Genomic DNA, 23,885 nt, shown 5'->3' with positions numbered 1-23,885 from the left:
CGTCATTTGACGGACATCCTTTCATATAGGTTTGATTCACTTAATATGATACCTGATGTCACGCCGAATGGCGTTTTTGCATTTACCACCAATTAGGTGGCTAACTTCATTCTATAATCTACCATTTATTTGATAATCATTGATCACCTCCTTACTTATTATACAACTATTTTGGTAAGCCTAATTAAATTTTAATTCGCGCATATACTTATTATACTTTTTATCATTGGATGACTAATAAATAAAAGCATTCCGATAGAGTCTTGGTTGATCCCATCGGAATGCTTTTTGTTTAATCTGCCGCTAAGGCATCAATTGGATTCAGTTTGGCCGCTCGCCGTGCCGGCAGGAGCGCCGCAATGAATGAAATAACAATGGCAATCACGAAAGCAAAAATAATGTTGCCCGCGGTGATTTGCACAATGTTGTATTTAATCATGCCGTAGAGGGCGTGGTTGAGGATCAGGGTCACAACCAAAGCCAACACAACCGCCAGCACTGCGGAAAAGAGCCCGATCAAAATGGATTCGGAAGTGAAGAGCCGCCGGATATCTTGTTTCCGCTCGCCCAGGGCACGTAAGATTCCAATTTCTTTAGTTCGCTCGGAAACCGACATATACATCGTTACGATGATCATCAGCGCGGAAACCAGCAGTGAAATTCCGGCAATGGCCGCCAAGATGGTGGAAGCCAAGTGAACATAAGTATTAACTGTCTTGAGGACGGAGCCAACAGTGATGGCCCCCAGCAACCGTTTATTATTAGAATCACGCATGTTGTCGATTTGATTGGCAACCGTTTTGACCTGATCGAGGTTCTTCACAATGACGGCGGCATAGTTGGCGGTGGTGGTTCCGCCCCCGGACTTCAACAGGTTCTTCATTGTTTTCGCGTTCAGCGCGGTAGCGGCACTGGCTCCGTCCGCAATCCCGCTCACCCGAACGTCACCGGCGATTTGAACCGGTTTGCCTGCTTGATCAACCCAGGTAAACGACAGGTGAACCTTTTTGCCGATCAACTGCCGGTACTTTTTAGCACTAGTCAGCTGAATCGCCTGCTGCTTAGTCAGCAGGATCTCGTTGTTCCCCGGATGATGACCTTTCTTGATCGAATTGGTCGTGATGGAGTGGTTCCAGGTAGTGAGGTTGGTCCCGCTCTGCTGCAATTGCTTGTAAGAAAGGCGGAAGCCCGGTACCATTACCCCGGGTTCAACCGTCGAAACACCCTTCATTTTCTTCAGACGGTCAATGTTGTGCTGGCTAATGAACATCGACTGTGGGTCGGCCGACATGTTTTGCATCGACGACCGGAGCTGGTCCTGGCTCATCTTTTTCCCGCTGACGTTGCGAAAGACAGTCACCGCCCGTGGATTGGCCAGACTGTTAACCTGGTCCTGAATATAGCCGTTAATTCCGTTGCCCAGACCGCTAAACAGAATCACCGCGAAGATCCCGATCGCCGTGCCCAACATGATCAGCGAGTTGCGCCAAAAATTGTACATCAGATGCTTAAAGGCTGTTCGGTAACTTGCCGAGGCGGGCAGGACCCGGGCCGCAATATGGGTGGGATGTTCTGGCAGTGGATAGGTCGGCCGGAGCTGCTTGTCCCCATCAATCTTACCGTCCGCCAGATGGACAATCCGGGTCCCGTGGTCGGCAACCTCTTGGGAGTGGGTCACGGCAATCACGAGCTTGCCGTCCCTTGCAATATCGTCAAGCAGGGACAGTACTTCTTGCGTGTTCTGCGAATCCAGGGCCCCGGTTGGTTCGTCGGCAATAATAATCTGTGGGTCGCTGGCCAATGCCCGGGCGATCGCCACCCGCTGCTTCTGGCCCCCGGAGAGGTGGTTCGGGTGCTTGTCGACCTGGTCGGCCAGTCCCACCTTGTCAAGCAGTTGGAGTGCCCGCTGCTTGCGAGCGTCCCGATCCAAATCGGTCATGTCAAGAGCAATTAAGACATTATCCAAAACGGTCAGGTGAGAAATCAAATTGTAGGATTGATAAATGTATCCGACCGTCGAGCGGCGGTAATTATCCAATTGCTTTTCCTTGTGATGGTCAAGCAGCTGCCCGTTAACCAGCACTTCCCCTGTAAAGTTCCGATCCAAGCCACCGATAATGTTCATCAAAGTTGATTTCCCACCACCGGACTCACCGAGGATCGAAACAAATTCACCCCGATCAAAGCGCAGGCTGATGCCGTTTAAAACCGGGAAGGCCTGCTTATCCAGGTAGTATGACTTATGGATATCTTTTAATTCTAAAAAAGCCATCATTTCCTCCTTTAACTCTTGTTTGTCGAACTGATTTAATTATAGCAATTCCCTATCACCCGATGCACCGACCAGAACAGCTTTTTAAGAATTATTAGTCTAATTTCCCGGGAAATAATTATTCAGCCCGAAGACGACCATCCAATAGTTGATAGGTGTGATCGGCAAACTCCTGTAAACGCAGGTCATGAGTAACTACAATTACCGCCTTATTGTGCGTTGCAGCCATTTCCCGCAACAAGCGCCCAACTACTTTCACCCGCTCACTGTCCAGGGCCGCGGTTGGTTCGTCAGCCAGAACAATTTGTGGATTGGCGTAAAGCGCTCGGGCCAGGGCCACCCGCTGGTTCTGCCCCCCGGAAAGCTCGCCCGGGTAGTGATCCAAAAGTTGGTCAATCCCTAGCTCTTTAAGGAGCGTGCTCAATTCTGCCGGGGTGAGATTACCTCGCTTTTTAACCCGATCCACCAGCTTAAATTGATCCGCCACATTGAGGTAGGGCAGGAGATTGTAGGATTGCAAAACAAAACCAATCGTTGTCAAGCGTAACTGATCCCGCTGTTTTGGCGATTGCTCGGCCAGGTCTTGCCCATCGATGAGAACCACTCCGCTATCCGGTGTTTGCAATCCACCAATGATCGTTAAGAGAGTACTCTTCCCCGATCCTGATGGCCCAAGAATGAGGTTCAACTCGCCCAGGTCGGCACTAAAGCTGACATCTTGTAAAACCGTGACCCGACTGAGCCCCGTGCCAAAGGCCTTATTGACATTTCTTAATTTAATTGCCGTCATTTTACCGTTCCTTTCAGTTATTTAACGCCGCGATTGGATCAATCTTAAGGATCATTCTAACTGGCAGCAAAGCCCCGACCATTCCCAGGGCAATTAATGCCAGCCCAATTCCGCCAATTGCCGGCCAGCTCATCAAGATCGGTACCGTCGTTGGCATCAGTAATTGGGTAATCCAGGTAAAGATAACCCCACCAACGACCCCGCAGAGCATTAAAAGCGCCGCCTGGGCTAAAGTCGCGTTGACCAGGTGCCGAGCAGGGATCCCTTGCGCCCGGAGTACGGCATAGTTAGCCATCTTTTGCATCGTCAAGATGTAGAGGAAGACTGCGATAATCACCAGGGAAATCACCATCAAAAAGGCAATCATAAAGGTAAAGGTGTTATTCTGGGCTGTGTAGCCAGGCAGCTTATTGATAAACTGGCTAACGGTCAGCCGACTTAGCTTCGGGAAAGCACTCCCCTTGACGTTTTGATCCGCCACAATCCCACTGGCAAGCACAGTTGAATTAACCCCGCGTAATTTTCGCCAGTTTGCCAGGCTAGTGTAGATCACTGGAGCAACGCTAAGCTTGGCATTTTTGACAAAACCCACGATCTTAAAGCCCTGACCGTTACCATTCAAACGGACCTGATCGCCAAGGTGGTAGCCCTGAGTACTGAGGCCCTGGTCCACCACAATTTCGTGGTCATTTTTTGTTTGGCGCCCCGCTACTAGTTGCAGACGCTTTTTAGCAATGAACTGCTGGGCATCTAGGCCGATCAGCTGAGCATTTTGTTTATCCTTGTGCCCACCCGTTGCTCGTGTCAGGACAACCGAGGCCTGACCGATTAATGCCTCATGACGGTTTAATTTCCGGGAAAGTTGCGGGCTGGTGATCATCGACTGATTTAGGCTGCCGTTCGCATTTTGATTTAAGAAGACCGTCTGTGTTCTCCAGGAATTGATGGCAGCCTTGTTTTCGTTGGCCAGGCCTAGCATCAAGCCCATCAGAATAAACATCAGATAGCTGATCATCATGATCATGATCGCGATCAGGGTGTAGCGGAACTTTTCATGTTTGATTTCCTTTAGTGCCAGAAACACTTTTCTCACTTGCTTTCTCTAAATTTCAAAAAGTGACATCGTGTCACTAATAGATTATAAGCTGTACGGTGACATCGTGTCAACTTTGTTTGTTCGCCATTCTCCCAATCTGCGGTATACTAATCCAGTGGATTGATAAATTGAGGAGATTTTAAATATGAAACACCTTCGCGCTTGGTGGCCCCTGACTCTCTTAACGATCGGCTGGGTTATCAATGCTATTCTTTGGCTGCCCCAATTGGGTTTCCCTTACTCCCGGGCCAATGACTGGTCAATGGTGGGACTACAATTTGGCCACAGCCTGACAATCATTTGTTTTTTACTTTGTTTATTAGTCAGCGGCGATATCCTCAGTCGCCAGCAACACTCCTTCGCCGTTGCAGTCAAAATGTGGCTCTACACGGTCGGACTGGCCCTTGCAATCTTATTGGTCGAATGGCTGGGCTTCAACCGCTTTGACTATCACAATTTGTATAACAGCTTGTTGCCAATCAGTCGCGACCTCGCTCCTGGCGCCACCGCCATGATCATCGGCACCGTCACCCTGCCATGGTTACGAGAAAGAGTCCAGTCGACTGCAACAGTTTGGATGGCACTACTATTCCTACCGCTAATCACGACGACGCTCTTTAATCGGGATGCTTTCGGCCTGCTCAAAGGGAATTCCGTTACCTTTTACCTCCTAGTAATGGCACTCGGCTGCCTTGGCGCCAGTCGGCCGTTTGCGCGTCGCACTATCGCTAAGTGGCTAGGCGTGGCGTTGGTTACCAACATCCTCTTGGTAGCCATGATGCCCAACGCCTCCTTCCAGGTGCATAAAACGATGGTCACCGCGGGGCGTTTTACCGTTCCGACCTCCTTCACCATGGTTCTGGTTGCACTTGGTTGCTTTCTCCTGCTTCGGCAGCCACTGACCCGCTTTGTGAGTCAGCTGCCCCGGCCGCACTTCTTCCTATTAGGATTGGCCATCCTACTTGGTGATCAGGTAGTCATCAAGCAATGCGCCCGTGTAGCTGCCGAGACAGCCTCACCGGCACTTCGCGGATTGATTCTCGTGGTTTTTGCCGTGCTCGGCCTATTTTTGGCCGGCTACGGTCCCGTCCTAGCCGAGAAGCTACAGGAACCGTGGCACATCAGCCAGCGCATTGACCGACTTTGGGCAGTCGATCATTCCCTGACAGCCGATCGGCAATTGCAGCAGCTCGGCCGCCAGCTTGGCCGGTGGTTTGCTTCCCGATGGCCGACCTGGCTGGCCCTGGCGACGGCCTACGTCTTCGCCAATCTGTCGCTTTATTACATGGGCAACCAATCCCACTTCGTTAAACAATCAATGCTCTGGGTCACCCTAGTGCTGATTTTTCTGACCTTTAAAGCCCTCCAGGCGCTAACCAATCGTTACTGGCTCGCTCTGTTGCTCACCGGACTCTTCAACGCCATTTGGATCGTCGCTAATATTCAGAAGATGGATCTGCGTAACGAACCAATTCTGCCGTCCGAACTGGCAATGATCGACGACCTCGACAGCCTGCTCAAGATGATCGATTACCACCTGCTTATCTATGCGGGCATCGGCATCATCGCCGTCATTGTCGCCATTATCCTTCTCGAACGGTGGCGCCGTGCCCAACGCTTGTCCTGGCCGTGGCGGATCTTCTGGCTGGTCCTCGCCGTCTGTGCTTTTGGCAGCTCTAATTTCTGGAACCACCACAACTCACGGATGCAAACGCTGATGATTGGCTTTGACGATCAACCACACTTCATCCACCAGGCTGTCGGTGCCAAGCAGAACGGTCCGACCGTCCAATTCCTAAACAACGTCGACATCACAATCATGGAAAAGCCCCAGGTCTACTCCAAGGCCGCGATGACCCGGATCAGTCGGGAATATGCCCAGGCCGCTAAGAAGATCAATGCCCACCGGACTACTCAATTAAAAGATCAAACGGTGATCTTCAACCTGAGTGAAAGCTTTGCTAATCCAACCCGGGTCCCAGGTGTTTCCCTGCGGCACAACCCGATTCCACGGATTCAGCACATCAAGAAGCAGACCACGTCCGGCATCATGATCAGCTCTGGTTACGGTGGCGGAACGGCCGACATGGAGTACATGACCCTGACCGGCTTTGCAATGTGCAACTTCGCTCAGACCCTTTCGACGCCGTACACCCAGTTGGTACCGTTCCTCAAGCACAACCCGACGATCGTTCAAAGCTTCAATTACGCCGCGGCGATCCACCCTTACTCCAAGAAATTCTATGACCGGGGAACCGATTACCCGAAGTTTGGCTTCAAGAAGTTCTCCTACCTTGGCAGTAAAAAGTACCCAATTCGCCACCAAAAGACGATCGACAACAATACCTATATGTCGGACGAGACGGCCTACGCGAATACGCTCGACCAGCTTAACGCCCACCACGGACCGCAATTCATCAACCTGGTCACGATGCAAAATCACCTGCCATACAACAACCTTTATAAGGACAGCAAAACCGACTACTTCAAGGCCACGGTCGGCAACGGCACGGATCCAAAGCAGGTTGCCAACTACGCAGTCGGCATTCATTACACCGACAAGGCGGTCACTAAGTTTATCAAGCAGATCGACCGAATCAACCGGCCAATCACCCTGGTCTTCTATGGGGACCACCTGCCCGGTATTTACCGCAACAGCATGAAGAGGGACGGCCTTAAATTACACGAGACCGACTACTTCATCTATTCCAACCCGGCCGCCCAGCGTCAGGGGGCCAAGCGGCTGACTCGTTCCACTCATTATGTGGCACCGAACGACTTCACCGCCATGGTTGCCGAGCAGACAAACGCCAAGGTCACCCCTTACCAGGCCATGCTGACCAAGCTCTACCATCAGCTGCCGGCCTACGCGCTGAGTACCCAGCAAAACGGGACGAACAGTTTCAACTCGGCACCGGAGTACGTCAACCAGCGGGGCAGGGTGGTTACATACAGTTCATTCACCAAGCACCAAAAGAAACTCTGGCACGACTACCAGCTGGTCCAATACGACATCACGGCTGGCCACCATTACTTACTGAAGACCAAAATGATGAAATAATCATTTAGCATCCGTTCTTTTTGACGGGTGCTTTTTAATTGCCTAAAATATTTTTAAAATTTGTTTAAGACCATTTCGTAACCGTTTTCCACCCGTCAACCGTCACCATTTCCGCCACTTGCTTAGTCCGCTAAAGGCCGTCATATCGGCAATTTTCAGTTGCATTGCATAAATTTTTATGTTAGCCTAACAAAGTATTCGAATTAAGTTAATTTTGGTTGTCAACCGAGTTAACAAAATAAGATGAAAGGTGGATTTGGCGTGGATAACACAAAAAATCAGCACCGTAAGCACCGCTTGATTGAGTATGCTAACGGGAAGTCTCTAGAAGAAATTAATGGTACCGTTGAAGTTCCCAAGGGAAAGGGATTCTGGCGAACATTATTTGCCTACTCTGGTCCTGGTGCACTGGTTGCCGTTGGGTACATGGACCCTGGTAACTGGTCGACCTCAATCACCGGTGGACAAAGCTTCCAATACACCCTAATGACTACCATCTTGATTTCAAGTTTGATTGCGATGTTGCTTCAATACATGGCGGCTAAACTCGGGATCGTGAGTCAAATGGACCTCGCTCAGGCAATTCGGGCACGGACCGGCAAAGCATTAGGGATTGTTCTTTGGATCATGACAGAATTTGCCATCATGGCAACCGATATTGCTGAAGTTATCGGGGCGGCGATTGCCCTGAACCTGCTCTTCCATATTCCATTAATTCCGTCCGTTTTTATTACGGTTTTGGATGTTTTAGTACTGCTCTTATTGACGAAGATCGGGTTCCGGAAGATCGAAGCCATCGTTGCCTGCTTAATTCTAGTCATTCTGTTTGTCTTTGCTTACCAAGTAGCCTTATCTAACCCAGATTGGGGAGCTGCATTTATGGGACTGTTGCCATCAACTAAGGCCATCGCCCAAAGTCCTAACATCGGTGGCATCACCCCACTGAGCGGTTCCCTTGGGATCATTGGGGCCACCGTCATGCCACACAACCTCTACTTGCACTCCGCAATTTCTCAGACGCGGAAGATCGATCATAATGATCTCGACAGCATTCGCCAGACGGTGCGGTTCACGACCTGGGACTCTAACATTCAGCTGTCCCTGGCCTTCATCGTCAACTCACTGCTGCTGATCATGGGGGTTGCCGTTTTCAAGTACGGTGCCGTCAAGGACAGTTCCTTCTTCGGCCTTTACGAGGCATTAAACAATACATCGATGCTTTCCAACCCAATTTTAATTGCGGTTGCTAAGTCTGGGATTCTCTCAACCCTGTTTGCCGTGGCATTGCTGGCGTCTGGGCAGAACTCCACTATCACTGGGACCCTGACCGGTCAGGTGATCATGGAAGGATTCGTCCACATGAAGATGCCACTCTGGGCCCGGCGGCTGGTAACCCGGTTGATCTCCGTTGTTCCAGTGTTACTCTGTGTTGCTTTGACCAGCGGTGAATCAGAAATCCAGCAACACTCTGCTTTGAACATGCTGATGGAAAATTCGCAGGTCTTCCTGGCATTTGCCCTGCCATTCTCGATGCTGCCACTGCTGATGATGACTAACAGCGAGGTTGAAATGGGTGAATTTAAGAACCGTGGTTGGGTCAAATTCTGTGGTTGGCTGTCCGTCATTGCGCTGACCTTCCTGAACCTCTATAACCTCCCTTCCACCTACGAAGGCTTTGGTGTTTGGTCCAAGGGGACTGCGGACATCCTGGCCTACGCCACGATCGTGATCATCCTGGCCTTACTGATTTGGACCTGTGTCGAACTCTACCGCGGTGACAAGCGCTTTGCCGCCGAAGGGAACGGCTTTGGTCAGCATGAATCAAGTATGAAGGGTTATAAGAAAGATTAAGAAATTGAACTAAGGAGGATTGGCTGATTGCCAATCCTCCTTTGGCGTTTTAAAATTGCTAGATCATGATATAATATTGTCCTGTAGTAATTTAATTGTTCTATATGAGGTGAACACATTGAACAACGACCAAGATCAAAACAAAAAACGCCTGACCCGGGTGGAGCTCTACGACACCCCCAAACCCGGCACCAAGAAAAAGAAGCGCTCATCAATTTTTGATAATTTAAAACGCAAGGAACAAGAAGATAAGCGCCGCTACGCCAGCACCAATAATCAGGCTAGCAAGGCAGCCCACAAGGCTCCCCGTCCTAAAAAACCTAAAAAGCGCGGCGGCCACCGGACCTTTAAGGTTCTGCTATCAATTCTCTTAGCAATCTTACTGGTCATGATCATCGTCTTCATGGTCAAACAACAAAACCCGGTCAATACCAGCAACGACAATGAGACGACGGTTTCCACTAGCTCCAAGAAGAAGCATAGCAGTAGTAGCAGTCACAAGAAGAAGCACAAGAGTCATAAGTCGTCCAGCAGCGAGGACTACGACACGAATGACGACGTTTCCGATACCTACTCCACGACGACGCCAAGCACCAACCGGGCCTCAACCAGTCAGCCAAGTCAGCACAGTACGTCGACAACTGAGAACACTAATACCCGGCAAAACTCAAGTTCCACGACGACTTCACAGCAGCCGCAAAACAACACTAATCAGCAGTCATCTACTAATAACAACAATAACAACCACCAGTCGTCCCAATCGACGGGCACCATTTCGAGCCAGCCGAATAGTCAACAGGGCGGAAATACTGCAACAGGCCAAAAATAATTTTTAATTAGCCCTTGCGAAGGACCAAAAGCGTGCTATAATCAAAAGCAATCGAAGGATATGCACATTGTTGATCCTCTAACAGGGAGTCGGTACCTAGGCTGGAAGTACCGTAGAGTTGTTGGCATTGTTGTACCACCTTGTTAAGATTATCGGCCGAGATAAGGCTGGTCGGGTCGTGTCCGTTACCACACCATGGAGAGGACGCTATTAGTGTGTCCTGAAGATGGGTGGAACCACGCTAACTATTGATAATTAACGTCCCTAGCGCTTACTGATGTAGGTGCTAGGGACGTTTTTAATTTTTATAAGGGAGAGATACATATGGCTCAAGTTGCAGTTATGTCACCAGATGGATCCGTTGAAAAGATCGATCGTGATTCAAAAGAAAGTTTACAGGCCCTGCGGAAGTTATCCGCACTGATGCTCAAGGCCGCATTACAACAGGAATTCAAGGGTATTCGGCTCGGTGAAGTCGTTGCCGATGAAGACGGTTTCCACGTTGATTCCGATAAGGACGACCAACAGGTTTCCGTCGACGAATTGCCAGCACTGCAAGACGCAATCAAGAAGCTGGCTAAGGACGACGCCAAGGTTGAGTTCGTCGAAATGAACCTGGACGATGCCCTGGCCGAAGCGGGCGACGACCAGTACTCCAACGCCCTGATCAAGGAAGCCGCTAAGGACGGCAAGGTTGCCATGTACCAACTCGGCGACGTTAAGACCGTTGCTGACCAAGACGTCCTGGTTTACGGTGACGTTGTGAAGAACATCCAGCTGCTTTCCGTTGCCGGTGCCTACTGGAAGGGTATGTCCTCCAACCCAATGCTGCAGCGGCTGTACGGGACCGTCTTCTTCAAGAAGGACGACCTGGCCGACGACCTGAAGAAGCGCCAGGAAGCCCGCGAACGTGACCACCGGGTAATCGGGAACCAGCTCGATCTCTTCTTCGTTGATCCAAAGGTCGGCGCCGGCCTGCCATACTGGATGCCAAAAGGTGCCACGATTCGGCGGACGATCGAACGTTACATCATCGACCGGGAAGTTGCCGATGGCTACAAGCACGTTTACACCCCAGTGCTGATGAACCTGGACGCCTACAAGACTTCCGGTCACTGGGAACACTACCGTGATGACATGTTCCCACCAATGGACATGGGTGACGGCGAAATGCTGGAACTGCGGCCAATGAACTGCCCAAGCCACATCCAGATTTACAAGCACCACATCCGGTCCTACCGTGATCTGCCACTGCGGATTGCCGAACTTGGGATGATGCACCGTTACGAAAAGTCCGGTGCCCTCTCCGGTCTGCAGCGGGTTCGTGAAATGACCTTAAACGACGGCCACACCTTCGTTGCCCTCGACCAGATCCGGTCCGAATTCGCCAAGATCCTGAAGCTGATCATGTCCGTCTACAAGGACTTCGACATCACCGACTACAGCTTCCGGCTCTCCCTGCGTGACCCGAAGAACACCAAGAAGTACTACGCTAACGACGAAATGTGGGAACGTTCTCAGGCCCTCTTGAAGGCTGCCATGGACGACCTGAACCTCGACTACTACGAAGCTGAAGGGGAAGCTGCCTTCTACGGTCCAAAGCTGGATATCCAGACCAAGACTGCCCTGGGCAATGACGAAACCATGTCCACCATTCAGCTGGACTTCATGCTGCCTGACCGCTTCGGCCTGACCTACGTTGGTAACGACGGTAAGGAACACATGCCAGTGATGATCCACCGTGGGGTTGTCGGCACCATGGAACGGTTCATCGCCTACCTGACTGAAATCTACAAGGGTGCCTTCCCAACCTGGCTGGCTCCTGAACAAGTCCACATCATCCCGGTTAACGAAGACGCTCACGGTGCCTACGCCGATGACTTCGCCAAGAAGCTGAAGGCTGCCAACATCCGGGTCGTTGTTGACCACCGGAATGAAAAGATGGGCTACAAGATTCGTGAAGCCCAGACCCAAAAGGTTCCATACACCCTGGTTGTCGGTGACGACGAAATGAAGGGCAATGGCGTTTCCGTGCGGAAGTACGGTGAAAAGGCCCAAAACGAAATGAGCCAGGATGCCTTCATGAATGAAATCCTCGCTGATATCGCATCCTACTCCCGTGAAGAAAACTAATTTGCAAATTTAACCTTTGATCGCTTGGAAGCACACTTGCTTTTGAGCGATCTTTTTTTATTCTCTATTCAAAAAAATGAGGCATGCTTTCCGCCCGAAATCATGCCTCATGGTATCCTCGTTCAATAACATCCTTGCAAATTAATGTTTACAGACGTAAACTGATGATGCTAATTATTAATGGGGTGAAAAAATTGAATGATAACTATATTGAATTGCCGCGCTACAAGGTGATCTTTCTGGCGACCTGCGTCGGGGTGATCGTCGCCAGCATGTTCTACATCCAGCCGATCGAAAACGTGATCACCGTCAGCTACCAGATCAAGCAGTCCCAGACCGCCGTGATTGCGATGCTGACCCAGGTTAGTTACGCCCTCGGACTCCTGCTGGTGGTGCCACTCGGCGACATGTTCAACCGCTACCGCTTCCTGCAGATAATGGAGGCCATCTCAATCTGCTCACTGCTGCTGGCGAGTTGGGCCCCGAGCCCGGTCATTTTTGCCCTAGCTTCTGTCCTGATCGGGCTAACCTCAGTCGGCGGCCAGATCATCATTCCCTACGTTGCCTACCTGACGCCCCTCAAAAAACAGAGGCCGATCCTGGGCGTCATGATCTCTGGAATGCTGACCGGGATCCTCTTCGCCCGAACCTTTAGCGGCCTGATTGCCGCCGCCCTCGGCTGGCACATGGTCTACCTGATCGCCGCCGCCCTCAACTTTCTGCTGCTGATCTTAATTCACCAGTGGGTCCCGAACGATCCGCGCGAGCATGGGCAAGACATCTCGCTGGGTCAGCTGCTGGCCTCCCTGCCCAAGCTGCTTAAGAAGTATCGTTACCTGCGCAGTTCGGCCGTCAACGGCTTTGCCATGTTCGGCCTGGCCAACCTCTTCTGGTCAACGCTGGCCTTCCTCTTGATGAGTCGTTTCCACTACGGGTCGGCCGTCGCGGGCAGCATGGGCCTGCTGGGAATTGTCGCGATCTTCGCGGCCCCCTTCATTGGGCGGATGGTTAATCTTTACTCGCCAAAGCAAAACATCGTGACGAGCATCATCCTGGCTATCGTATCCTACCTGATCTTCGGCGCCTTCCAGCATTCAATGGCGGCCCTGGTCATCGGCATCATCGTCCTTGACCTGAGTACCCAATTCAGCCAGGTCACCAACCAAGCGATCATCCAGTCGCTCAGTCGAACCGAGAATAGCCGGAACAATTCAATCTTCATGTTCTCCTACTTCTTCGGTGGTTCAATCGGGACCCTAACCGGCATCGACGCCTGGTCGCACTTCGGCTGGGCCGGCGTCACCGCAATGGCCGTGATTTTCGTCGTCGTAGCCCTCAGCGCCCACTTTGCGATCGGCGAACCGGAAAAACTGGGCTAACTAGCATTAATTTATCAAACGCGGAGCAAAAGATAGCCCCGCGTTTTTATTATTTTTTGTAAAATGCGAACATTATTTTAGAATCCACCATTATTTTAGAATATTCCAAAATAGCATTTGATTTTGTGAATTTTTCTTTGTATTATCGAGTTGAAAGTAAACAATACTTTGCTATTAATTGCAATCATTCGTGTTTATGAGAATTATATGCACTACTCGGCGACGTCCTCTACGGGATTTTCCAGGGGATCATGGCAATCGAGCAATGAAGGTCGTTTTGCCACTGTTTGGTCTTCAAGGAGAGAAAAAAATGACTAATTACTATCAATTAAAACTCGGCTCACTGACGCGCAAGCTGCCGATCATTCCGATCAGCACCGACACGGCCATTGCTTCCTTTGTCTTGCTCGGGGACGATGAGCTATCCCGGACCGCTGCTAAACTAATTCAGCCGAAGCTGCCGACCCAGTTCGACTACATCGTGACGGTGGAAAGTAAGGGAATTCCCTTCGCCCATGATCTCAGCCTCATCACGAAGCACCCCCGCTCCTTCGTCATCCGCAAGTCGGTCAAGGGCTACATGCGAAACCCGCTGGAACAGTCGGTCAATTCAATCACGACCAAGCAGGAGCAAGAACTGGTCCTCGATGGCCAGGACGCCCAGCAGTTGCGGGGAAAGAAGGTGCTCCTCGTTGATGACGTCATCAGCACCGGTAGCTCCATCCACTCGGCTGCTACCCTCTTAGAGAAGGCCGGCAGCCAGGTTGTGGGCAAGGTCGCCATCCTGACCGAGGGTGACGCCGCCAAGCGCGACGACATCATTTTTCTTGCCAAACTGCCACTCTTCAATCTCGACGGCACCATCAAGGCATAATAAAAAGCGAATTCCGTAGCTGGACACTAGGAACTCACTTTTTACCACGTTACAACTATGTAATGTCACTGTCAGATCCCCTGCCAGTGGCATTTTTTAATATCGACATGGGTCTCGTCTTTAAAAGGGACGTTCTCCGCCAGCAGCATCGGACGCTGGTCAACCCAGCCGGGCACCAATCGGCCGGTCGCCGTTACAACCCGGTGGCAGGGATGCTTGCCGTAGCCACCCGACTTGCCCAGGGCCTTGCCGACCAGGCGGGCGTTCCGGGGCCGACCAATGATGCGGGCAATCTGCCCATAGGTGGCGACCCGCCCCATGGGAATAATGTCGACGATGTTTAGAACCGCACGCATGAACTGGTCATCGATTTTAGTCACCTGCGTTTACCCCCTTCCGGCTCAGCCGCGGCAACAGCAGGAAGATTACCAAGCCCGCTAAAAAGAGGATCCCCAGCGAGGCGGCACCAATTGTTGACTTGCCGGTCCGCTGGGTGACAACCCCGACGATCACCGGGCCGAGGATTGCCGAAAACTTGCCGAGGATGTTGTAGAAACCAAAGAATTCGCTGCTGGATTCCTTCGGCACGAGCTGGCCAAAGTAAGACCGGCTCAGCGCCTGGATGCCACCCTGGCTGGTCCCGATTAGGATCGCCAGAAACCAGAAGTCAATCATTGTCTTCAACCGCAGAGCGTACAGGCAAATGAAAAGGTAGACCACGATTCCGGTCAAAAGAGCTGTCCGGTTCGAGGTTCGCCGGGCATACCAGCCGTAGAAGAGCGAAAACGGAAAGGCAATCAGTTGCACAACCAGCAGAACCAGCATCAGCATGGTCGTATTGACCCCCATGTCCTTCCCAATCGAGGTCGCCATGGTGAAGATGGTGTCGACCCCGTCGATGTAGAAGAAGTAGGCAATCAAAAACCAGGAAATTTGCCGGTATTGGCGAATGTGCCGGAAGGTTTGGGCCAAGCGGCGAAAGCTGTCCTTCAGCGGATTATCAACTGCCGCCACGCTGTACTGCTGCTGGCCATGACGGAGCAGCGGCCAGCCAAAGATGACCCACCAGACCGCCGCGATAACGAAGCTAAACTTGCCGATCCCGTAACTGTCGAGGAGCCCGCCGAAGCCGTTGGTCAACTGGGCCGCCAGAAAGACGATGAAGGCAATCACCCCGCCCAGGTAGCCCATTCCGTAACCGGTGGACGAGACGAGATCCATCTGGTGATTGTCCGCCACGTCAGTCAAAAAGCTATCGTAGAAAAGATTCCCGCCCGAATAACCGATGATTGACAAGATGAAGAGGACCAGCAGCCACTGCCAATGCTGGGTCGGCACCAGCGCCAGGCCCAGCGTCAAAATGATAGCCGGCCAGGTAAAGGTGTTGAGCCACCGGCGCTTAGCATTCGGGTAGTCCGCCAGTGCCCCCAGCAACGGCGCCAAAAGGGAAACTACCAGGGTGCCGAAACTATTGGCATAACCCCAGTACGCGGTGGAATCGGCGCTGCTGACGCCAGACTGCTGGGCAACCGCCTTGAAGTAGACCGGCAGGACCGCCGTCACCACCAGGATCCCGTAGCCGGAATTGGCCCAGTCATAGAAGATCCACTGCCATTGTTGCTTAGTAAACTTCACGAAAACACCTTACTTTCTGAAAATTCCGTCAATCGGCTGACCAGCAGTGGGGGCCGGGTAGTGCAGACCGAGCAGACGGGCAAAGGTCGGCCCCTCATCGACCAGGTGCGCGCCGGCCACCGTTGCACCGGCCTTGATATCGGGGCCAGCAAAAACAGCCGTGGTGAAGTAGTTCGGCTGGTTCGGCCCGTAGCCGTGAACGCCATGGTAACGGTCATGAGTGCCGAGCGTTTTCGGATCAACGTCCTCTACAATTGCCGGCCGGTTAACCTCATCGGTAAAGTAGTAGCCCGGTTTGGCCTCAATTAGGAAGGTACACTGCGGATCGGCGCCAAGCTTGACAGGTTCTGCCCCGTCATAAATGTGTTCAACCCCCTCGACCCCGGCAATCAGCTGCTTTAGCTGGCCGAGATTGACGTTGTCCCGGGTGTAAACGTAGGTTTCGCCGTCACAGGTCTTGGCGGTCACCTGCCAGTTGTCGCGGTAGGTCGTCTTTCCCGCCAGTGGCGACAGCCAGCCGTGCTGGGCAAAGAGCATGTTGAGGTGGATCATCTTGGAAACGTTGATCTGGTAGTGGTCCCCCAGCAGGACAAAGTTGGTTTGATCAAAGGTCCCCGCCTGCTTCGTTGCGGCAATGATACGGGCCACCCGGCCATCAAGACGCTGCAAGGCTTCTTTAGCCTGGGACGACCGGACGCCGTAGCGATGACGCATGCTGTCCATGTCAACCAGGTGAATCAGGGTCAGGTCCGGCTGCTTATTTTCCAGGGTATCGACTGCACAGGCCGTGATGAAATCATCCAGCCAAGGCTGCTTAATCCCGTGACGCAGCTTGCCATAGCGGTGATTCATCTGGATCAGAAAGTAGGGCGAACTGGCCTTCAGTGAAACCAGCACCTGGTTAGTCCAGATTCGATTGGGAAAGATTTCCGCCAGGTTGTAGTCAATCTGACTGCCCGCCGTCACAGGCCAGAGGAAAGCTGCGGTGGTCAGCCCGGCTTGGTGGGCAACGTCGTACAGTGGCATTGCTTTGACATCCTTACGGTACCAGTACCAGTCCGGTGACAGGCGCCGCGGCTGGAGCTTGGTGTTGTTGACGATCCCGTGTACGGCCGGGTATTGGCCAGTGATGATGGAGGTGTGGGATGGGTAGGTCAGCGTTGGAAAAATTCCCCGGACCCGCTTCACCCAGGTTCCCCGATTTATTACCCGGGAAATATTGGGAACCAAATCCCGCAATTCATTGAGGTCTCGAAAGCCCAATGAATCAAGGGAAATAACGACTAATTTCTTTTGGGTCATGGTCTTAACCAGCTTTCTGCTAATTTTTAATAACTAGATACCCTCTATTTTACGATTATTTTCCGCTCCGTGTTAACCATAATGCACAATTCACTGCTTTTGGCTATTATTTTGTCGACAGAATAACTATAATAGAAGAGTTACTTTGAATTTTCTGCCGATTTCATCGACAAATTTACGAAAATGCGTTTAAAAGGAGTGGACATTTTGTCACAGCAGCAACCAACCCGGTCACTGGGATTCTTCGCGGCCCTCTCGACCGTTACCGGAACCGTCATCGGCTCAGGAATCTTTTTCAAGGTTCCCGCCGTTACCAAGGCAACCGGGTCCGTTAGCCTGGCGACCTTCACCTGGTTGCTTGCCGGGATTATCACTATCTGTGCCGGTTTGACGGCGGCGGAGTTAGCAGCGGCCTATCCCCAAACTGGCGGACTGACTCTTTACATTGGCAAGGCCTACGGAAGCTTCTGGGGCTTTTTGGCCGGCTGGGCCCAATCGTTAATTTACTTTCCCGCCCAGTGGGCTGCGGCCGCAATTGCCTTTGCCACCCAATTTGTTGACCTCTTTGGTCTTAGCGACAGCTGGCTGCCCCTCGTTGGTATCTGTGTCACCCTCCTCGTCTTATTGACCAACTTCATCAGCGCCCAGGCTGGGGGGATGGTCTCCTCGATCGCCCTGGTGGTCAAGCTGATCCCGGTCGTCGCGATCGTTGTCCTCGGCTTCTTCCACCCCGGGGATCCCCAGTTCCGCCTCTTCCCAGTTGCTCCTGGTCCCGGCCAGCACCTCTTTACCGCCCTTGGCAGCGGCCTCTTGGCGACGATGTTTGCCTACGACGGTTGGATTCATGTCGGAACAATGGCGGGGGAGATGAAAAATCCTCAAAAACACCTGCCCCGCGCCATTTTCCTGGGGCTCGGTCTGGTCACCATTGTTTACTTACTGATCAACCTCGCCTTTCTTTACGTGGCCCCGCTAGGCACCGTGGCGGCCAACCTGAATATCTCTTCCCGGGTGGCCCATATTGTTTTCGGTCCCCTTGGTGGTAAAATTATTACAATCGGAATCATGATTTCGGTTTACGGGGCCCTGAACGGCTTTACAATGACCGGGATTCGGGTTCCCTACGTGATGGGCTACCTCGGCTACCTGCCGTTTGCGCGTGCTTTCCGGGCACTCAACCGGGGCGGCGTGCCCTGGGTCGGTGGCTGCCTGCAGTTCATCGTGGCGGTCCTGATGATTCTGTCCGGGACCTTTGACACCATCACCAACATGCTGGTGGTTGTCATTTGGTTCTTCTACATGCTCTGCTTTGCCGCAGTCTTTATTTTGCGCCGGCGAGAACCCGATCTTTCACGGCCATACAAGGTCCCCGGTTTTCCGCTGGTGCCCATCATCGCCATGCTGGGTGGTGCCTTCATCATTTTGACGACGCTCTTCACCCAACCGACGATCACCCTGATCGGTGTCCTGATTACCTTAGCAGGCGTGCCAATTTATCACTATCAGCAAGCTCACCACCGCATTCGCCAAATTTAAGGGAGATTCACTTTTATGAAAAATAGTCCCAATTTGCAAAAAACTGAACACGAGAAAACGCTCGGCCTCTTTGACCTCACCATTCTCGGGATCGGGGCCATTATCGGGACCGGGATTCTGGTCCTGACCGGGATCGTGGCGGCCGAGGATTCCGGCCCGGGAATTGTTTTTTCCTTTCTGATCGCCGCCCTCGCCAGCGGGCTGATCGGTCTCTGCTATGCCGAATTGACAACCAGCCTGCCCAACTCCGGGAGTGCCTTTTTCTACGCCTGGGTCGCAATCGGTAAGTTTGTCGCCTTCCTCGCCGGCTGGACGCTGATCGGGGTCTACGTCACCACAACGGCCACCGTAGCCAATGGTTGGACCGGCTACGTCCAATCGTTCCTGGAGGTTCTTGGGATTAAGCTTCCCCACCAGTTCCTCGTCAATCCGGCGGCCGGGGGCTACGTCAACCTGCCGGCGGTCCTGATGATCATTTTGATGACGATCGTTTTGACCCGGGGGACCAGCGAAAGTAAGTGGGTCAACAACTTCCTGGTCGGTGTCAAGCTCTTCATCATCCTACTCTTCATCGTCGTCAGCGTCTGGCACGTCAATCCGGCTAACTGGCACCCCTTCCTGCCTTATGGCTACAAGGGGATCTTTACCGGTGCTTCGGCCGTCTTCTTCTCGTTTCTGGGCTTCGATGCCCTGGCGACCTCGGCCGAGGATGCCAAAGATGTCGGCCACACGATTCCCCGGGCCATCGTACTCTGCCTGACCATTTCGACCGCCCTCTACATCCTGGTCAGCCTGGTGATGACCGGGGTGCTGCCCTACAAGAAGCTCAATGTTTCTGAGGCGATGTCCTACGTCCTGCTGAGTCAGGGCCACGATGTCGTCGCCGAGATTGTCTCACTGGGGGCCGTACTTGGCATCATGGCGGTGGTCTTTGCGTTTATCTACGCCGGTTCCAATATCCTCAAGTCCATGAGCCGCAGCCGCTTCCTGCCGAAGGGCCTCGCTACCGTTAATTCCAAGACGCAGAGCCCCAACCGGGCCATCTGGCTGGTCGGGCTCGCTTCAGCTGTCTTCGCCGGTGAATTCGACCTGCACTACCTGGCGCTGATTGCCAACATCGGTTCGTTAATGGTCTTCATGCTGATCTCGCTGATCGTGATCATCCTGCGCTATCGTTATCCAGAACTGAAGCGGCCGTTCGTCGTTCCGTACGGGAAAATCCTACCGGTTCTGTCAATCTTGATTTGCCTGGTCCTGCTCGTCAGCATCTCGGTCAAGGCCTGGCTGACCTACCTGATTTGGATTGTCCTCGGCCTGATCGTCTACTTTAGCTACTCCCTGCGGCACGCCGACGAATTCAACTTTACTGAAGATTAAGTTTATGCACGATCAACCCTGATCGTGCATTTTTTAATCCCAAAAAGAGTAGAATAGAGTTAGAACGTTTGGAAATTATAGAAAGGAAATGGTTATCTATGACACGTTATCGAAATTCGGCCTGTACCTCCATTATGGTCGGCAAACTCGCCACAATTGATGGTTCGACCTTCATCTCCCGGAATGAGGACCGGGTCAAGGCGATTGAGCCCAAGCGCTTCCTGGTCCAACCCGCCGTCCACGACCGCCACGCCACCTACGTTTCAGCCTACAACAAGCTGACGGTCCCGCTGCCGGAGAGCGGTCTGCGCTACACCGCCACCCCATCCGTCGATCAATCGGCTGGTCCAAACGAAGAGGACGGCTTCAACTCGGCCAACGTTGGTGAAAGTGCGACCGAGAGCGTCTATGCCAACGATCGGGTCTTGGCCTATGATCCCCACATCAAAAACGGTCTGGCTGAGGACTCAATGACCACCCTGGTCCTGCCTTACATTCATTCTGCCCGGGAAGGGGTCCAGCGTCTGGGTGAATTGGTCGCCGAATACGGTTCTGCCGAGGGCAATGGCGTTCAGTTCATCGACCGCAATTCCGTCTGGTACATGGAAATCGCCACGGGGCACCACTGGGTTGCTGTCCGCATTCCGGACGACTGCTACGCGGTGGCCGCTAACCAAATTGCCATCGAGCAAATCGACTTTAACGACCCAGACAACTACATGTGGTCCGACGGCATCCGGGAATTTGTCGACGAGCACAATCTGAACCCGGACGACGATCAGTGGAACTTCCGCCACATCTTCGGCACCAACACCAAGAAGGATCATCACTACAACACGCCACGGGTTTGGTTCGCCCAGCGCTACCTGAGCCCGCTAGCAAGCGCCGGACAAACGCCGGAGTCCCCCGACATGCCATTCATCCGCAAGCCGGAACGTAAGATTTCCCTCGAAGATATTCAGTACCTGTTAAAGTCGCACTACAACGAAACCAAGTACGATCCGCTCGGCGAGGGCAGCGAACACGACAAGAAGGTCTACCGGGCAATTTCACTCTCCCGGACCGCTCAGTCCCACATCCTGCAGATGCGGAACACCGTCGACCCGAAGCACGCCGCAATCCAGTGGGTTGAATTCGGAGTGCCATCGTTCTGTGCCTATACGCCATTCTTCGCCAATGCCGATGACACTGATGCCTCCTACCGGAAGTTCCCGAAGACGATGAAGCTGAAGAACGCCTTCTGGCTGAACGAGGCCCTCGCCATGGTGGTCGAAAGCCACTACAGCGAGTTTGCCGAGGACGACGAGGACTTCCAGCAAGAGCTCAATGAATGGGCCCGGCGTAAGATCGCCGCGGTTGATGCCAAAGCCAGCCAGCTAGATGGCGCCAAGCTGACCACTTACCTAACCGGGCAAAACCACAAGATCGCCAAGCACTATCACAAGAAGACCAAGAAGCTGCTTTTTAAGCTCCTGACGGACGGCACGGAGCTCTCCGAATTGACCTTCAAGATGGATCCAAACTTATAAAAATAAATTACTGGAGAACAGTTGACAAGCCGGGTAAAAAATCGGACCCGCGACTTGTTGACTGTTCTTTTGGCTTATCGAAGCTTTTTGTCTAATATCTTCACTAAATTAAGTAGAGTTCGGGAGGAAAACGCCTTCGCGGACTTTTTTATTTAAGAATTTTTGATAAACGTTTGACATCTGGAGAAAAACCGCTTACAATCCAAACCGTAAAGCAATTATCTTTTTAAGAAATCTCTCCGCTAATTCTGACGAAAGGATGCACACTAATGAAAAAGCACAGCTTATTCAAAAACCCTTTTTATCGGTTTGACTCGCTAAACATTCTCTTATTCTTTACCGCCTGGGGAATCTGGTGGTCCTTCTTCCAGATCTGGCTGACCAACACCCTGCACTTCTCTGGGGCCCAAGTTGGGACGATTTACTCTTTCAACTCCGCCATCACCCTGGTCCTGATGTTCGTCTACGGTGCTATCCAAGACCGGCTCGGCTTGAAGCGGCACCTCCTGATCTTCTGTGCCGTCATGGAAATGCTGCTCGGCCCATTCTTCACCTGGATCTACGCACCACTGCTCCACAGTAACTTCTATCTCGGGACCTTCCTTGGTTCCCTCTACCTGTCATTCGCCTTCCTGGCCGCTTCACCAACCTTTGAAGCCGTCACGGAGCGGATCAGTCGGCGCTACGGCTTCGAGTACGGCCAGGCACGGTCATGGGGTTCATTCGGTTACGCGGTTTCCGCACTGCTGGCCGGCTTCCTCTTCACCGTTAGCCCATACCTGGTCTTCTGGCTCTCATCCGGAATTGCCCTGCTGCTCTTCCTCCTGCTTGTCTTCGTTCACCCCGAAAAGAACGCCAAGGCGATCGACACCTACGAAAACAAGGTTGAAAACGCCAAGGAAAGCAGTACCGCTTCCCTGAAGGAAATCTTCGGCGTCTTCAAGATGAAGGCCCTCTGGCAGATCATCATCTACATCATCTTCTCCTGGACGTTCTACACCGTCTTCGACCAGCAGATGTTCCCACAATTCTTCACCCAATTCTTCGCAACCAAGGCCCTCGGTCAGCAGATGTACGGGGTTCTGAACTCCGTCGAAGTCTTCCTGGAAGCCATCATGATGGCCTGTGTTCCATGGCTGATGAAGAAGATCGGGGTGCGGAAGACCCTCTTGGTCGGGATCACCATCATGGTTATCCGGATTGGGGGCTGTGGCCTGGTTACCAACCCAGTCGGCGTTTCCTGCATTAAGCTGCTCCACGCCCCTGAAACGGCCTGCTTCGCTCTTGGCCTCTTCCGTTACTTCACCCTGCACTTTGATACCAAGGTTTCCGCAACCCTCTACATGGTCGGTTACCAGATTGCCGCTCAGGTTGGTCAGATCATCTTCTCGACCCCACTTGGTAACCTGCGTGACCACATCGGCTACAGCCACACCTTCCTGGTAATCTCCGGGATCACCCTGATTGCCGGGATCTACGCCCTCTTCATCCTGAAGAAGGATGACGTCGACGTTGAAGGTCAGCCGCTTGCCAAAGATTAATTAAATCAGAACAAATAGTTGAGCCCCGTTGCTGAAAAAATTCAGCGACGAGGCTCTTTTCATTCACCTGGTTTTGAACTGTGAGAAATGCAGCTCACAACTGTCACCCTGAAAGTTTATTTCATGTATTTTTGTGCTTCTTGCCGTGAAAGACCGTAGTTACTCATTAAATCACGCTCGATTTGCTCATCACTAATCTGATTATTTTTTAAAATTTTAACCATCAAAATAATGTCCTTGGCTTGCTGCTCGTCGCGGCCTTGTTCAATGCCTTGTTCAAGTCCCTCATTCCGGGCATCCATCAAATCTAACTCGTACTTCATAAAGTTCTGCCACCTTTCCGGATCGTGCTTGACTTGCTTCGTTTTTCCTTATGCGTCGTTATGCATTCTTACTAATACTAATCAACAAGGCAGCCGTGATCCCTTTTCACGGCTGCCCTCTAAAGTTTATTTCATGTATTTTTGTGCTTCTTGCCGTGAAAGACCGTAGTTACTCATCAAATCACGCTCGATTTGCTCATCACTAATCTGATTATTTTTTAAAATTTTAACCATCGGCAGATTGTAAAATTTAAGTTGAACATTTAAGTGGACAGAAAAACCCATCAAGGTCTTTAATGGTGTTACCGTACAATCCATTAGAAAGAAGGACCTTGATGAGCACCACTATTTTATCAT

Annotated in this window: 17 protein-coding genes; 10 read left to right on the top strand and 7 right to left on the bottom strand. The window is 52.0% G+C overall.

The features are described from left to right. Positions 1 to 292: 292 nt before the first annotated feature. From OCT58_RS06990 to OCT58_RS06980, 3 genes are all read right to left on the bottom strand, one after another. Complete coding sequence (locus OCT58_RS06990) at positions 293 to 2,272, bottom strand: ABC transporter ATP-binding protein/permease (RefSeq protein ID WP_267202162.1); 1,980 nt, start codon at positions 2,270 to 2,272, stop codon at positions 293 to 295. 118 nt (positions 2,273 to 2,390) lie between these two features. After that, complete coding sequence (locus OCT58_RS06985; RefSeq protein WP_267202161.1) at positions 2,391 to 3,062, bottom strand: ABC transporter ATP-binding protein; 672 nt, start codon at positions 3,060 to 3,062, stop codon at positions 2,391 to 2,393. Between the two features lie 13 nt (positions 3,063 to 3,075). Beyond that, a complete protein-coding gene (locus OCT58_RS06980; protein WP_267202164.1) occupies positions 3,076 to 4,146 on the bottom strand; it encodes an ABC transporter permease in 1,071 nt (356 codons plus the stop codon). A gap of 157 nt (positions 4,147 to 4,303) precedes the next feature. Between OCT58_RS06980 and OCT58_RS06975 the strand changes: the two genes are divergently transcribed. The 6 genes from OCT58_RS06975 (at position 4,304) to OCT58_RS06950 (ending at position 14,285) form a co-directional block, all read left to right on the top strand. Then, positions 4,304 to 7,219 carry an LTA synthase family protein gene (locus OCT58_RS06975; RefSeq protein WP_267202160.1) on the top strand — a complete coding sequence of 972 codons (2,916 nt, stop codon included), beginning with the start codon at positions 4,304 to 4,306 and terminating at the stop codon, positions 7,217 to 7,219. 243 nt (positions 7,220 to 7,462) lie between these two features. Then, a complete protein-coding gene (locus OCT58_RS06970; protein ID WP_267202159.1) occupies positions 7,463 to 9,070 on the top strand; it encodes an Nramp family divalent metal transporter in 1,608 nt (535 codons plus the stop codon). Between the two features lie 118 nt (positions 9,071 to 9,188). Further along, positions 9,189 to 9,899: a hypothetical protein gene (locus OCT58_RS06965; RefSeq protein ID WP_267202158.1), complete on the top strand. Its 711-nt coding sequence runs from the start codon at positions 9,189 to 9,191 to the stop codon at positions 9,897 to 9,899. Between the two features lie 324 nt (positions 9,900 to 10,223). Then, a complete protein-coding gene (gene thrS / locus OCT58_RS06960; protein WP_267202157.1) occupies positions 10,224 to 12,032 on the top strand; it encodes a threonine--tRNA ligase in 1,809 nt (602 codons plus the stop codon). A gap of 185 nt (positions 12,033 to 12,217) precedes the next feature. Then, positions 12,218 to 13,411, top strand: a complete 1,194-nt coding sequence (locus tag OCT58_RS06955; protein ID WP_267202163.1) for an MFS transporter — start codon at positions 12,218 to 12,220, stop codon at positions 13,409 to 13,411. A 310-nt stretch (positions 13,412 to 13,721) separates the two neighbouring features. Next, positions 13,722 to 14,285, top strand: a complete 564-nt coding sequence (locus OCT58_RS06950) for a phosphoribosyltransferase family protein (protein WP_267202156.1) — start codon at positions 13,722 to 13,724, stop codon at positions 14,283 to 14,285. A gap of 71 nt (positions 14,286 to 14,356) precedes the next feature. On the opposite strand, the gene OCT58_RS06945 is transcribed toward OCT58_RS06950, so the two are convergent. Genes OCT58_RS06945 through OCT58_RS06935 form a run of 3 tightly spaced genes read right to left on the bottom strand, consistent with a single transcriptional unit; the run spans position 14,357 to position 17,222 of the window. Continuing rightward, positions 14,357 to 14,665, bottom strand: coding sequence for an MGMT family protein (locus OCT58_RS06945; RefSeq protein ID WP_267202155.1), 309 nt, complete (start codon positions 14,663 to 14,665; stop codon positions 14,357 to 14,359). Further along, a complete protein-coding gene (locus tag OCT58_RS06940) occupies positions 14,658 to 15,920 on the bottom strand; it encodes an MFS transporter (protein ID WP_267202154.1) in 1,263 nt (420 codons plus the stop codon). Before OCT58_RS06940 ends, OCT58_RS06945 begins: the two co-directional genes overlap by 8 nt. Before the next feature lie 9 nt (positions 15,921 to 15,929). Continuing rightward, entirely contained in the window at positions 15,930 to 17,222 is a 1,293-nt protein-coding gene (locus OCT58_RS06935) for an alkaline phosphatase family protein (RefSeq protein WP_267202153.1), read from the bottom strand. Positions 17,223 to 17,405: 183 nt separating this feature from the next. Here OCT58_RS06935 and OCT58_RS06930 point away from each other — a divergent pair, with 183 nt between their 5' ends. From OCT58_RS06930 to OCT58_RS06915, 4 genes are all read left to right on the top strand, one after another. Then, on the top strand, positions 17,406 to 18,758 hold the full coding sequence (locus tag OCT58_RS06930; protein ID WP_438361118.1) for an APC family permease: 1,353 nt from the start codon (positions 17,406 to 17,408) through the stop codon (positions 18,756 to 18,758). A 15-nt stretch (positions 18,759 to 18,773) separates the two neighbouring features. Next, positions 18,774 to 20,135 (top strand): APC family permease, encoded by a 1,362-nt coding sequence (locus OCT58_RS06925; protein ID WP_267202151.1) that lies wholly within the window; start codon positions 18,774 to 18,776, stop codon positions 20,133 to 20,135. Between the two features lie 98 nt (positions 20,136 to 20,233). Then, positions 20,234 to 21,664 (top strand): C69 family dipeptidase, encoded by a 1,431-nt coding sequence (locus tag OCT58_RS06920; RefSeq protein WP_267202150.1) that lies wholly within the window; start codon positions 20,234 to 20,236, stop codon positions 21,662 to 21,664. A 269-nt stretch (positions 21,665 to 21,933) separates the two neighbouring features. After that, positions 21,934 to 23,205, top strand: a complete 1,272-nt coding sequence (locus OCT58_RS06915) for an MFS transporter (RefSeq protein WP_267202149.1) — start codon at positions 21,934 to 21,936, stop codon at positions 23,203 to 23,205. Positions 23,206 to 23,321: 116 nt separating this feature from the next. On the opposite strand, the gene OCT58_RS06910 is transcribed toward OCT58_RS06915, so the two are convergent. Then, positions 23,322 to 23,528, bottom strand: coding sequence for a hypothetical protein (locus OCT58_RS06910; protein ID WP_267202148.1), 207 nt, complete (start codon positions 23,526 to 23,528; stop codon positions 23,322 to 23,324). Positions 23,529 to 23,885: the final 357 nt, after the last annotated feature.

This window comes from Limosilactobacillus kribbianus (genome assembly GCF_026413145.1).
Taxonomy (GTDB): Bacteria; Bacillota; Bacilli; order Lactobacillales; family Lactobacillaceae; genus Limosilactobacillus; species Limosilactobacillus kribbianus.
This window is presented reverse-complemented; position numbering and strand designations above follow the sequence as displayed.